Origin of the sequence: Actinobacillus genomosp. 1 (assembly GCF_029774175.1) — a bacterium.
GTDB lineage: Bacteria > Pseudomonadota > Gammaproteobacteria > Enterobacterales > Pasteurellaceae > Actinobacillus.
In genome coordinates, this window is sequence record NZ_CP103834.1 from 1263841 (window position 1) to 1277197 (window position 13357).

10 protein-coding genes are annotated in these 13357 nt (G+C 41.0%); 9 read left to right on the plus strand and 1 reads right to left on the minus strand.

What is annotated here, in order from left to right:
* Positions 1-160: 160 nt before the first annotated feature.
* The 5 genes from NYR63_RS05705 to NYR63_RS05725 all read left to right on the plus strand — a co-directional run bounded on the left by NYR63_RS05705 (position 161) and on the right by NYR63_RS05725 (position 4606).
* Positions 161-1294: a family 20 glycosylhydrolase gene (locus NYR63_RS05705; RefSeq protein WP_279456651.1), complete on the plus strand. Its 1134-nt coding sequence runs from the start codon at positions 161-163 to the stop codon at positions 1292-1294.
* A gap of 147 nt (positions 1295-1441) precedes the next feature.
* On the plus strand, positions 1442-2110 hold the full coding sequence (queC, locus tag NYR63_RS05710; RefSeq protein WP_039197354.1) for a 7-cyano-7-deazaguanine synthase QueC: 669 nt from the start codon (positions 1442-1444) through the stop codon (positions 2108-2110).
* The gene (gene queD, locus NYR63_RS05715; RefSeq protein WP_279456652.1) at positions 2103-2525 is read left to right on the plus strand and encodes a 6-carboxytetrahydropterin synthase QueD; all 423 of its coding nucleotides are present in this window, start codon (positions 2103-2105) and stop codon (positions 2523-2525) included. Before queC ends, queD begins: the two co-directional genes overlap by 8 nt.
* A gap of 24 nt (positions 2526-2549) precedes the next feature.
* Positions 2550-3182: a 7-carboxy-7-deazaguanine synthase QueE gene (locus NYR63_RS05720; protein ID WP_279456653.1), complete on the plus strand. Its 633-nt coding sequence runs from the start codon at positions 2550-2552 to the stop codon at positions 3180-3182.
* Positions 3183-3272: 90 nt separating this feature from the next.
* Positions 3273-4606, plus strand: a protein-coding gene (locus NYR63_RS05725) for an IS3 family transposase (protein ID WP_279456654.1) whose coding sequence is annotated in 2 segments (ribosomal slippage) — positions 3273-3738 and positions 3738-4606 — 1335 coding nt in all. Because the reading frame shifts where the segments join, the coding sequence is not laid out codon by codon here.
* Between the two features lie 76 nt (positions 4607-4682).
* Here the strand turns inward: NYR63_RS05725 and pepA are convergent.
* The gene (gene pepA / locus NYR63_RS05730) at positions 4683-6182 is read right to left on the minus strand and encodes a leucyl aminopeptidase (protein WP_279456655.1); all 1500 of its coding nucleotides are present in this window, start codon (positions 6180-6182) and stop codon (positions 4683-4685) included.
* 361 nt (positions 6183-6543) lie between these two features.
* On the opposite strand from pepA, the gene NYR63_RS05735 reads away from it, so the two are divergent.
* From NYR63_RS05735 to dnaE, 4 genes are all read left to right on the plus strand, one after another.
* A complete protein-coding gene (locus NYR63_RS05735) occupies positions 6544-7359 on the plus strand; it encodes a hypothetical protein (RefSeq protein WP_279456656.1) in 816 nt (271 codons plus the stop codon).
* Positions 7360-7555: 196 nt separating this feature from the next.
* Positions 7556-8659: an LPS export ABC transporter permease LptF gene (gene lptF / locus NYR63_RS05740; RefSeq protein WP_279456657.1), complete on the plus strand. Its 1104-nt coding sequence runs from the start codon at positions 7556-7558 to the stop codon at positions 8657-8659.
* A complete protein-coding gene (gene lptG / locus NYR63_RS05745) occupies positions 8660-9742 on the plus strand; it encodes an LPS export ABC transporter permease LptG (protein WP_279456658.1) in 1083 nt (360 codons plus the stop codon).
* A gap of 109 nt (positions 9743-9851) precedes the next feature.
* On the plus strand, positions 9852-13328 hold the full coding sequence (gene dnaE, locus NYR63_RS05750; RefSeq protein ID WP_279456659.1) for a DNA polymerase III subunit alpha: 3477 nt from the start codon (positions 9852-9854) through the stop codon (positions 13326-13328).
* Positions 13329-13357 lie beyond the last annotated feature (29 nt).

Below are 13357 nucleotides of genomic sequence, written 5' to 3' on the forward strand. Positions count from 1 at the left end.
TGCGTGAATAAGCTAAAAATAAAATTATCCACCTAAAAATTCACTTGCTTTTATGCCGTTCAATCCTCATTTGCTCGCTCAGTTCATATGTGTAAAAAATTGAGAATTATTTTCTTTAAAGCGTGTCTATAGCACTACCCCTAAATTTTTAAGTGTCACTATGAAAAAAACGATCACATTAATCACATTGTTACTGACGATATTTATCTCGTCTTTTACTACGGCTTATGCAAACGCTATGGATTCATCGAAAAAAGAAACCGGATTAACCCTCGATATCGCTCGTCGTTTCTATCCGGTTGAAACGATAAAACAATTTATCGACACCATTCATCAGGCAGGCGGAACTTTCCTACATTTACATTTTTCCGATCATGAGAACTATGCGCTGGAAAGTTCTTATTTGGATCAGCAAGAAGCAAATGCCGTACAGAAAAACGGGACTTATTTTAATCCGAAAACCGATAAGCCGTTTTTAACTTATAAACAACTGAACGACATTATCTATTATGCGAAAGAGAAAAACATTGAGATTGTCCCCGAAGTCGATAGCCCGAGTCATATGACGGCGATTTTTGATCTCTTAACCCTTAAGCACGGTAAGGAGTATGTGAAAGGGCTGAAATCGCCTTATCTTGCCGAGGAAATCGATATTAATAACCCTGAAGCGGTTGAAATTATCAAAACCTTAATCGGTGAAGTGATTTATATTTTTGGGCATTCCAGCCGACACTTTCATATCGGTGGAGATGAATTTAGTTATGCGGTCGAAAACAATCACGAATTTATTCGTTATGTAAATACGTTAAATGACTTTATTAATAGCAAAGGACTGATTACCCGTATTTGGAACGACGGTTTGATTAAAAACAACTTAAATGAGCTTAATCGGAATATCGAAATTACTTATTGGAGCTATGACGGCGATGCTCAAGCCAAAGAGGATATTAAATATCGACGCGAAATAAGAGCCGGCTTGCCCGAATTACTGGCAAGCGGTTTTAAAGTGTTGAATTATAATTCTTATTATTTATATTTTGTGCCTAAATCCGGTTCTAATATTCATAATGATAGTAAATATGCGGCTGAAGACGTATTAAATAACTGGACATTAGGTAAATGGGACGGCAAAAACACTTCGAATCACGTGCAAAATACACAGAATATTATCGGTGCTTCTTTGTCAATTTGGGGAGAACGTTCCGGATCATTGAACGGAGAAACGATACAAGAAGCCTCTAAAAATTTATTGAAGGCGGTTATCCAAAAAACCAACGACCCGAAATCACATTAGAAAATCAGCATAAATTCTGCTATTATAGCTTTTCGACAAGCGGTCTCTTTTTGCAAAAAAATTGCAAATTCAGACCGCTTATTCTTTCGTGGTTCGAAAACCTCCCACGCCAAAGATTCTCTTTGAAATCAAAACTAAGGATACAAAATGAACTCAACGCCAAAAGCCGTCGTGATCTTTTCCGGCGGTCAAGACTCCACAACTTGTCTTTTCCAAGCCATTCAAGAATTTGGTGTGGAAAATGTTGAAGTGGTTACCTTTCAATATGGTCAGCGCCATGCAATTGAGCTGGAAAAAGCCGCATGGATAGCCAAAGATCTCGGTGTGAAACAAACGCTGATTGATACTTCCGTAATCAAAGCCATCACCTCCAATGCGATGATGGAAGAACGTGAAATTAAGCAAGAAGGTAATACGCCGAATACCTTTGTTGATGGTCGTAATGCGCTGTTTTTACTTTACACCGCTATTTACGCCAAAGGACAAGGTATCCAAACCATTTTCACCGGTGTATGCGAAACCGACTTTAGCGGCTATCCGGACTGCCGAGATGTGTTCGTGAAATCAATGAATGTGACTTTAAATCTAGCAATGGATTACAACTTCAACATTCGAACACCATTGATGTACCTTACTAAAAAACAGACATGGGAATTAGCTGATAAACTCGGTGCATTCGACTATATCAGGCAACATACCCATACTTGCTATTTAGGTGTAGAAGGCGGTTGTCACACTTGCCCGAGTTGCGTATTGCGCGAAAAAGGGCTTAATGAGTACTTATCAGAAAAAACAAGCGGTCAAAAAAATGTTTAAAATTGCAAAAGAATTTAGTTTCGATATGGCGCATATGCTCGATGGGCACGACGGCAAATGCCAAAACTTACACGGACATACTTATAAACTTCAGGTGGAAGTTAGCGGCGACTTAGTTGCTGAAGGAGCGAAACGAGGCATGGTGATGGATTATTCCGATTTACAATCGGTGGTGAAACGTGAAATATTAGACCCGATGGATCACGCCTATATCTACGATTTAAATAGCGACAGAGAAAGCCAAGTTGCCAAACTGTTAATCGATTTAAACTCTAAAGTTTACGGTATTCCAAGCCGCACGACAGCGGAAGAAATGGCGAAATATATGTTTGAAAAGCTGGAAAAAGTCGGTTTACCGGTCAGCTTAATTCGCCTTTGGGAAACGCCAACCTCATATTGTGAATATTCACGATAATTGCAGGAAAAAACACGATTTATCATGACTGCGATTATTTATCCCAATATTGAATTTCCGATTGTCGAAATCTTTGAAAGCCTGCAAGGTGAAGGCTTTAACACCGGATTACCTTGCATTTTCGTGCGTTTAGGCAAATGTAATCTGGCTTGCCCGTGGTGCGATACCAACTATAACGAATACGAAAAATGGAGCGTGGCGAAAATTCTTGAACGAGTAAAATCTTATTCCGCCAAGAATATTATCATTACCGGTGGCGAACCGACGATGTATACCAATTTAAGCGTATTACTCGATGTATTTAAAGCGGAAGGTTATTGGTTGGCGATTGAAACGAACGGCTTAAAAACCATCCCAAAACAAATTGATTATATCGCCACTAGCCCGAAACTAATGTATCAAGAGAAATATTTGAAAGAGTGTATTCCATTTGCTAACGAAGTCCGTATCGTGATGGACAAAGGCGATGTACAAGGTTTTTGTGAACAAATCGAAACACAAATTACCGCTGAACATTACTACCTTTCTCCTTGCGAAGTGGATGGCAAAATGAATTTATTGGAAACCATTACCCAACTCGGTATTTTGAATCAACGAGCGAATAAACCCAAATGGCAATTGAGTTTACAAACACATAAATTGGTCGGTATCGAATAAGTTTATTCGTAAATATAGAAAGCCCTCAAAATTGATCTGCACCCCAAAAGTTGGACTAAAACTCCAACAGATTAAGGTGCAGATTTTTTTATGACTAAATATAACTCACTATTCAAACAACAAGTCATCGAGTTTTATCTTCAAAATGACAAAAACTATTCATTCACTCAACGATATTTTCAATTATCCAAGAAAACCTTAACTCGGTGGATTGCTCAATTTAATCATAACGGAATTAATGGGTTAGTGGTGACGGGTAAGAAGCAAAAATATTCCCCCGAATTCAAATTAACCGTTATACAAGCGGTCAAAAAAGGGCAATTTTCTGCGGAAAGAGCCTCCCTTCATTTTGGTATCGCTAATTCAGGTTCGATTAGCCAATGGTTGAAAGCCTTTGAAAAACAAGGTATAAACGGTTTATTCCCCAAACCCAAAGGTCGTCCGACAATGAAATCGAAATACCCCCAAATGCCTCCCCCACCTAAAACCGAAGAAGAACGCTTACGTTATCGTATTTTAGAGCTGGAAGCGGAGGTAGCTTACCTAAAAAAGTTACGGGAGTTCAACCAACAAAAAATGCGGCAAAAGCAGCCATCGTAAAAACGTTGCGGGTGAATTTTCCCTTAGAAATCCTACTCCCTTTGATAGGTTTAAAACGCAGTACTTTCTTTTATCACTTACAACCTAAAATCGATAAAAATGCCGTGATGAGGCAGAAAATGGTTGAGATTTATCAGGATAATGATGGCAATTATGGCTATCGTCGTATTACGTTAAAGTTACGTGATTTTTTGGGTGCGATTAACCATAAGCGTGTTCAAGCAATAATGCAACAGCTTGATTTAAAGGGAAAATGTAAGCAGAGGAAATATCGCTCTTATAAAGGTGACGTGGGGAAAATTGCCGAGAATGTATTGCAACAAGATTTTCACGCAACGGCGCCAAATGAAAAGCTCGTCACGGATATCACCGAGTTTAAATGTGCGGAAGGCAAGCTCTATTTATCGCCCATTAAGGACTTATTTAATGGTGAAATTATTGCCCATGATTTAGCAAGAAGCCCGAACTTTGAGCAAGTGATGCGGATGCTAAAGCAAGCGGTCGCAAAACTGCCTAAGGACGCTAAACCGATTTTACATTCCGACCAAGGCTGGCAATATCAGATGGCTGACTATCAAGACATGCTGAGAAAACATCATATTAAACAAAGTATGTCGAGAAAAGGGAATTGCTTGGATAATGGGGCAATGGAAAGTTTCTTTGGGCGATTGAAAACGGAATGTTACTTTGGTAAGCGATTTGAAACTTTCGAACAGCTTGAGAAAGTGATTCACGAGTACATTCATTATTACAACAATGAGCGTATTCAAGTGAAATTAAAAGGACTGAGCCCTGTACAATACAGAACTCAGTCTTTAAATTAAAACAGTCTAACTTTTTGGGGTCAGATCAAATAGAGATATTTGAGGGCTTTTCAATTTTTGATAAAAATTTGACCGCTTATTGATTATTTGCTTTATTAATCAAGAATTGACTTAACAATGAAACAGGTCTGCCGGTTGCACCTTTTGCCGCACCGGACTTCCAAGCCGTACCGGCAATATCCAAATGCGCCCACGTATATTTTTTAGTGAAGTTCGATAAGAACTGTCCGGCGGTAATCGCACCGCCTAAACGTCCGCCGATATTTGCCAAATCGGCAAAATTCGACTTAAGTTGTTCTTGATATTCTTCGCCCAGCGGTAAACGCCATGCTTTATCGTCCGCTTGTTCCGCCGCATTTAATAATTCGTTTGCCAACACATTACTGGTGGACATTAAACCGCTGTTATGCGCACCTAACGCAATCATACAAGCACCGGTCAGCGTTGCCATATCAATAACCAGTTCCGGCTCGAAGCGTTCTACATAAGTCAGCGTATCACACAATACTAAACGACCTTCCGCATCGGTATTCAACACTTCTACGGTTAAACCGTTCATCGTGGTCAGAATATCGCCCGGGCGATAGGCATTGCCGTCCGGCATATTCTCACAGCCTGCCAGCACACCGATTACGTTCAGCGGTAATTTCATTTCCGCTAACGCTTTCATTGTCCCGTACACCGAAGCTGCCCCGCCCATATCGTATTTCATCTCATCCATTGAGTCGGACGGTTTAATCGAAATACCGCCCGAGTCGAAAGTCAGCCCTTTACCGACTAAAACGATGGGTTTTGCCTCCGGATTCGGATGATTTTTATATTCGATTACCGATAAATACGCCGGATTTGGCGACCCGCGAGAAACCGCTAAATAAGCATTCATACCTAATGTTGCCATTTCCGCTTCATCAATTACCGTGGTACGAATGTTGTCATACTCTGCGGCTAAGCCCTTTGCCAATTCGGCTAAATATGCCGGATTACAAACGTTCGGCGGACAGTTTGCGACGTTTTTCGCAAAGGCGACACCTGTCGAGATCGCTTTACCGTGTTCTAACGCACGTTCCGCATCGGCTAAGTCTTTACGGTTTGCTACGTTAAAGATAACACGGCGGAATTCTCGGCGTACTTCCGGTTTAATACTCTTGAAATCGTTATAGCTGTATACACTTTCTTGAATCGCCTCAATTGCAAAACGGACATTCCAATAACTTGTACGACCTTTTACGTGTAATTCGGTCAGAAAACAAACTACTTCCATCGACCCCGTTTCACTGACGGCTTGTACCATTTTTTGAATAATTTGTTTATATTGGCGTTCGGTTAATTCTCTTTCTTTTCCGCAACCGACCAATAACACGCGATCAGCGGGTACGTTAGGTACATTATGCAGTAAAAGCGTTTGCCCCGCCTTGCCTTCCAAATCGCCACGACGTAATAACGTGCTGATATAGCCTTCGCTCAACTTGTCCAACTGTTCCGCCGCTGCGGATAAACGACGAGGCTCATACACACCGACAACCAAACATGCGGTACGTTGTTTCTCGACACTGCCGTTTTTTACACTAAATTCCATCCGTAACTCCTTTCTTGTAAAATTAAAAGGCTAAAGTAACTTTTCATTACTCACATTGCGAATAACCTACCGATTTATCTTAAAAATTACAAGTAGAAAATGAGAGAAATAACAAGTTTCTTTTAAAATCCCCAAAAACGCCGATAAAGTAGGTATTTTCGGATAAATAATCTAAAAGATTCATAGGGTTAGTTTGATTAGAACATTATAAAACCACTCGCTAGCGCATAAACAACACCGGCATAGTGTTTTCCTTTTGGACGACTTATTCTATACTAAATACTTCCTATTTCTGCCCGATGAATTTTATCGGTAGAATATTTGTCTTAATTAAACTGACGGCATCGTTAATGGAAAAATTATGAAAAAATTAATTAATAAAATTTTGTTCTCCGGTATGGCATTTATTTTTCTACCGCCTCAAGTTATTGCCGATGACAGCTCTCTCTTTAACCGCTACGAACAAGCCAAACTCAAAATTACCTATGAAGGAGAAGCGGGAAACTTACTGCAACAGCTGGCGCAACGTCTAAAAATCGGTTTTATCGCCTATGAGTTAGATACGACCCGTAAGGTTTCCATACCGAATAACGGTGAAGTGGCGATTAAAACGCTTATTCAACAATTAACTTCACAAATACCCGATGCCGATATTCGTTTTGAGAAGATTGAAGATCGCCTGTTTTTGGTCGCATCGAAAAAAAACACACCTCCTTTAATCACTCATAAAGCAGTTCCGGAACAATTTATCGGAGAGGCGGTTTTTTCTTCCGATGACGAAAGTACTTCAAATACCGAAAATGCCCAAATGAGCAGTAATACGCCCGATTTAACCGACAAAAGTGCGCAAAAACTCAAAAGTATCATTGATGTTGTCACCAACCAAGAAATCATCGCACAATATAAATCTAAAAAAGCACCGCAATATCAAGTTACAAGCAAAGAAAAACTCGGTTTACAAAATATTCGTGTCACACCGTTAGGTACTTTCTTAGTGTTTGATAAAGAGGTTGATATCAACACTCTCACGTTGAAAGGTAACTTTGAGAATAGTGCGCAACACGATAATTTAATTGCTATTTCTCACAAAGACAGAGTGGCACCGAATCAAATTGAAGTGGTTAATCGTGAAGGTAAAAAATTAATTTTAAAAAAATCTACCGCTAAAACACGATAATCTTAGTCTTAACGAACATAGCCGTCTGATAAAACTAAGATTGTTCTCGTGATTTTTATCGCTAAAAAAGGTATGATTAGCACTTTTATAGCGGTCTTTTTTGGAAAAAATTTTGCAAATTCTCCTTGAAATTTAACCGCTTGCCCCCGTTTTTTATAGTTGCCGATAAACCGGCGGCTAATACGAGAGATACATTGTGATTTTAAGTCGATATTTAACGAAAGAGATTTTTAAAAGTCAGTTGGCTATTCTGTTTATTTTGCTACTGATGTTTTTCAGCCAACAGTTAATTAGTGTGCTGAATTCTGCGGTCAGCGGAAAAGTACCGACCGACTTAGTATTGAGTTTATTAGGGCTGGGTATGCCCGCTTTAGCTCAATTTATGCTACCGCTTTCCTTATTCGTAGCATTGTTACTCACTCTGGGACGCTTCTATGCCGAAAGTGAAATTACCGTGATGCGAGCGTGCGGTATCGGTCAGAGTTTATTAACTAAAGTCGCATTATTTCTTTCTATTTTTACTACGGCACTTGCGGTGTATAACGTGTTTTGGCTCACCCCTTGGGCAATCAATAAACAGAGTGAAATGTTGGCAGAAGCGAAATCCAACCCTCGTTTTTCCGCATTATCGGCGGGGCAATTTATGAGTGCCGGCGGCTATGTATTATTTATCGAAAATATTAATAACGAACAAAATAAATTAAACGATATTTACGTATTCCAACCCGATCAACAGAAGAAAAATCGTCCTTCCGTAGTAGTTGCGGAATCCGGTCAGTTACAAGGTTTACCGAACGGCGATCAAATTCTCACTCTTGAAAACAGTACGCGTTATGAAGGTACGGCAAATATTGCGGATTTTAGAATTTCTCATTTTGACGACTACCAAGCTTATCTCGGTTATCAAGATGTGGATTCCAATGAGAAATTAGTACAACGAGCGGATTTCACTAAATTATTGTCAGACCCATCGAATGAGGCAAAAGCGGAATTACAATGGCGTTTTGCATTGATTTTTGCCGTACCACTTATGGCATTACTCGCCGTACCGATGAGTAATGTGAATCCTCGTCAAGGACGTTTTGCGAAAGTGATTCCGGCGGTATTGCTGTATTTGATCTATTTCTTATTACAAAGCTCGCTTAAATCTTCCGGTGCTTCGGGCAAATTAGATGCGACCTTATTAATGCCGTTAGTATCGATTGCCTTCTTTATATTAGCCATGGTAATGAACTTTTGGGATACAAAATGGATGTCGGCGATTCGTTATTCTTTCAGTCGTAATAAGGCGGTGGCGTAAATGAATTTATTTGGTATGAATATTCTCGAACGCTATATCGGCAAAACTATTATTGCGATGATTTTTGCCGTACTGTTAATGTCGAGCGGTTTGGTGTTTATCATTAAATTAGTCGAGGAATTTAAAGATGTCGGTAAAGGCTCTTATGATGCTTTAACCGCCACTTACTACTCGCTTTTAATGCTACCAAGCGATATTAAAGAATTTATCCCTGTGGTTGCCTTAATCGGCGGTTTATTAGGCTTGGGAAACCTTGCCAGCCGTAGCGAACTGGTGGTGATGCAAGCCTCCGGTTTTTCCCGTTTCCGTATCGGTCTAGCTGTTATGAAAACGGCGATTCCTCTCATTGTTTTCACTATGTTTATTAGCGAATGGGGAATCCCGCAAACCGAACAATATGCTCGAAATATGCGTTCTATCGCGCAAAGCGGCGGCTCGATGCTATCGACTAAAGGCGGCTTTTGGGCAAAAGACGGTAATGATTTTATTTATATTCGCCATATCGAAAACGAGCGAAAATTAAATAATGTGTCGATTTATCATTTTGAAGACAAAGTCTTAAAATCAGTCACTCAAGCCGATAATGCGATTTTTAATGGTGAGAATTGGACATTACAAAGCGTACAAACTTCATCACTTGCCGATAACAGTATTCAACAAGCAAAAGAAGTCAATAAAAACTGGCAGACAACGATTACACCAAGCAAATTAGGTATCGTATCGCTCAAACCGGAATCACTGTCTATTTCAGGTTTATCCGATTATGTCGGCTTCCTAAAAGAAACCGGACAAGATTCCAAACGCTTCCAAATTGCTTTTTGGCGTAAAGTGTATCAGCCGATTTCAATGGCAGTGATGATGTTGCTTGCGATCTCGTTTGTCTTTGGACCGCTGCGCAGTAGCGCAATGGGAACCAAATTATTTATCGGTATCATCGCCGGCTTCGTGTTTTACGTATCCAATATCGTATTCGGCAATATGACGCTTGTCTTCTCGTGGATACCGGTCGCTATCGGTGCGTTAATTCCGAGCTTAATCTGTTTAAGTATTGTTTGGTGGCTACTCACCAAAAAACGTGATTAATAACAAGTAATAACAAGCGGTTAAATTTCTGCAAAATTTTGCAAAAAATTAACCGCTTAGTTATGCTAAAATCCTCTCAAATTTTTCTTATCTCAATTTTAATATCGTAATGACTCAACAACGTTTCGTTCATCTTAAAGTCCATAGTGATTTCTCTATGATTAACGGTTTGGCTAAGGTAAAACCATTGGTCAAAACGGCGGTTGCTAACAATATGGTGGCAATGGCATTAACCGATTTCAGTAACTTTTGCGGATTGGTGAAATTTTATGGCGAAGCGTTAGGTGCCGGATTAAAACCGATTATCGGTGCGGATATTTTCGTTCGCCCCGAACCGGATAGCGAAGATTTCTTTGAGCTGACTTTACTGGCAAAAAACAACACCGGTTATCACAATATTACTCTTTTACTTTCAAAAGCTTATCAACAAGGTTATGTTGAATTTCCGTTAGTCGAAAAAGCGTGGCTTGCCGAGTTAAATGAGGGCATCATTGTGCTTTCCGGCGGACGAAACGGCGATGTTGGAAAAGCTCTACTCAAAGAAAATGAAGCGGAAGCAGACGAATTAGTTAGCTTTTATCAGCAATATTTCCCAAATCATTACTATCTCGCGCTCTGTCGTACTGGCCGTGTGGATGAAGAACGCTATATTCAACAAGCGGTGCCTTTTTCACAAAAACACCAATTACCGTTAGTTGCGGTAAATGACGTGATGTTCTTGAAAGAAGACGATTTTGATGCGCACGAAATTCGTGTGGCAATCCACGACAGCTACACCTTGGATGATCCGAAACGCCCGAAAAAATATTCGCCGCAACAATATTTCCGTAGCGAACAAGAAATGTGTGCCTTGTTTGCCGATTTACCGCAAGCGATTGAAAATACGGTACAAATTGCAATGCGATGCAATGTGACCGTGCGTTTAGGAGAATATTTCTTACCGAATTTCCCAACCGGCGATCTTTCCACCGAAGATTTTTTAGTGAAAAAATCACGTGAAGGTTTGGAAGAGCGTTTGGAATTTCTATTTCCGGATCCGGAAGAACGTAAAGACAAGCGGTCTGTTTATGATGAACGTTTGCAAGTCGAGCTGGACGTAATTAACCAAATGGGCTTCCCCGGCTACTTCCTGATCGTAATGGAATTCATTCAGTGGTCGAAAGATAACGATATTCCGGTTGGCCCGGGGCGTGGTTCCGGGGCGGGATCTTTAGTGGCGTATGCGTTAAAAATTACCGATTTAGACCCGCTTGCCTTCGACTTGCTCTTTGAACGTTTCTTAAATCCTGAGCGTGTTTCAATGCCCGATTTCGACGTCGATTTCTGTATGGACGGACGAGATCGTGTGATTGAACACGTCGCCGACACTTACGGTCGTCAAGCGGTTTCACAGATCATTACCTTCGGTACGATGGCGGCAAAAGCGGTAATCCGAGATGTAGGTCGTGTGCTAGGGCACCCGTATAATTTTGTCGATCGTATTTCTAAACTGATTCCGCCGGATCCAGGGATGACGTTAGCAAAAGCCTTTGATGCCGAGCCGAAATTGCCGGAACTTTACGACGCCGATGAAGAAGTGAAAGACTTAATCGATATGGCACGTAAATTGGAAGGCGTAACCCGAAATGCCGGCAAACACGCCGGTGGTGTGGTTATTGCACCAACGGCAATTACCGATTTCTCACCGCTTTATTGCGATTCGGAAGGGCTTCATCCGGTGACTCACTTCGATAAAAATGATGTGGAATATGCCGGTTTAGTAAAATTTGACTTCTTAGGCTTACGTACGCTCACCATTATTAAATGGGCATTGGAGATGATTAACCAACGCTTAGCCCGAGAAGGCAAAGAACCAGTGCGTATCGAAAGTATTCCGTTAGATGATAAGAAATCTTTTGATTTGTTACTTGCTTCGAAAACAACGGCGGTATTCCAGCTAGAGTCACGCGGGATGAAAGATCTGATTTCACGTCTGAAGCCCGACTGTTTTGAAGATATTATCGCATTAGTGGCATTATTCCGTCCCGGTCCGCTTGAATCCGGCATGGTACAAAACTTTATCGACCGTAAACATGGTCATGAAGAAGTTTCTTACCCTGATGCACAATATCAGCACGAATCGCTTAAACCGATTTTAGATCCGACCTATGGCGTTATCGTTTACCAAGAACAAGTAATGCAAATCGCACAGGTACTTGCCGGCTATACCTTAGGCGGCGCGGACTTATTACGCCGTGCAATGGGGAAGAAAAAACCGGAAGAAATGGCGGCACAGCGTGAAATCTTCGAAAAAGGGGCAATCAAACAAGGTGTTGATGGCGATCTTGCGATGAAAATCTTTGACTTGGTGGAAAAATTCGCCGGCTATGGTTTTAACAAATCGCACTCTGCCGCTTATGCGTTGGTTTCTTACCAAACATTATGGCTGAAAGCACACTACCCTGCCGAATTTATGGCAGCGGTAATGACTTCGGAGATGGATAATACCGACAAAATTGTTGGCTTTTATGACGAATGTATCAATATGGGCTTAACCGTTGTTCCGCCTGATGTAAACAGTGGTAAACACCGTTTTTCAGTGAATGAAAAAGGCGAGATTGTTTATGGCTTAGGCGCAATTAAAGGCGTGGGCGAAGGACCGGTTGAAGCGATTTTAGAAGCGCGTGAAAAAGACGGTATCTTCAAAGATTTATTTGATTTGACCGCACGTGTCGATTTGAAAAAAATCAATCGCCGTACCTTTGAAGGCTTAATTATGTCGGGTGCTTTCGATAAATTAGGCCCGCATCGTGCTGCACTGATGAAAAATTTAGAAGATGCACTGAAAGCTTCTGATCAACACAGTAAAATGGAAGCACTCGGGCAAAGCGATATGTTTGGTGTGCTGACTGAAACGCCGGAAGAAGTGCAAAATGCCTATGCAAATACGCCGAAATGGTCGGAACAAACCGTTTTGGAAGGTGAACGCACCACACTCGGTTTATATTTAAGCGGTCACCCAATCGGACGATTCTTAAAAGAGTTATCGCACTATGCGCCAGTACGTCTAAATGAACTGCAACCAACACGCCGTGGGCAAGTAGTTACCGTTGCCGGTATTATTATGGGTTCACGTATTGCCGTAACCAAACGAGGCAGCCGTCTTGGGATTGCTACCATTGAAGATCGTTCCGGTAAATTAGATATGACACTATTCTCGGAAGCACTCGAAACTTACGGTCATCTTTTAGAGAAAGATCGTATTGTGATCGCTACCGGTTCGGTGCAATTCGATGATTTTAGCGGCGGGTTAAAAATGTCGGTGCGAGAAATAGCTACTTTAGACGAAGCTCGCAGTCGCTATGCGAAAAGCCTTGCTTTAGCGATTAGTCAAGAACAGCTCACACCGCAATTTGTAAAAGAATTACGAGAAATCATCGAACCGAATAAAGAAGGGACGTTACCGTTACATTTCTACTACCAAAGTCCTGAAGGCAGAGCCTTATTACGTAGCGGCGTAGAATGGCGAGTAACCCCGAAAGATGAAATGCTCGACCAACTCAAAGCTCTACTCGGTGAAAACGCCGTAGAACTGGAGTTCGAATAACAAAACAAGCGGTTGAATTTGCAGATTTT

Excerpts from the sequence above, each read along its gene's own strand:
- NYR63_RS05735 (WP_279456656.1), top strand. The coding sequence starts at position 6,544 with ATGAAAAAATTAATTAATAAAATTTTGTTCTCCGGTATGGCATTTATT.
- NYR63_RS05705 (WP_279456651.1), top strand. The coding sequence starts at position 161 with ATGAAAAAAACGATCACATTAATCACATTGTTACTGACGATATTTATC.
- pepA (WP_279456655.1), bottom strand. The coding sequence starts at position 6,182 with ATGGAATTTAGTGTAAAAAACGGCAGTGTCGAGAAACAACGTACCGCA.
- queC (WP_039197354.1), top strand. The coding sequence starts at position 1,442 with ATGAACTCAACGCCAAAAGCCGTCGTGATCTTTTCCGGCGGTCAAGAC.
- queD (WP_279456652.1), top strand. The coding sequence starts at position 2,103 with ATGTTTAAAATTGCAAAAGAATTTAGTTTCGATATGGCGCATATGCTC.
- dnaE (WP_279456659.1), top strand. The coding sequence starts at position 9,852 with ATGACTCAACAACGTTTCGTTCATCTTAAAGTCCATAGTGATTTCTCT.
- NYR63_RS05720 (WP_279456653.1), top strand. The coding sequence starts at position 2,550 with ATGACTGCGATTATTTATCCCAATATTGAATTTCCGATTGTCGAAATC.
- lptG (WP_279456658.1), top strand. The coding sequence starts at position 8,660 with ATGAATTTATTTGGTATGAATATTCTCGAACGCTATATCGGCAAAACT.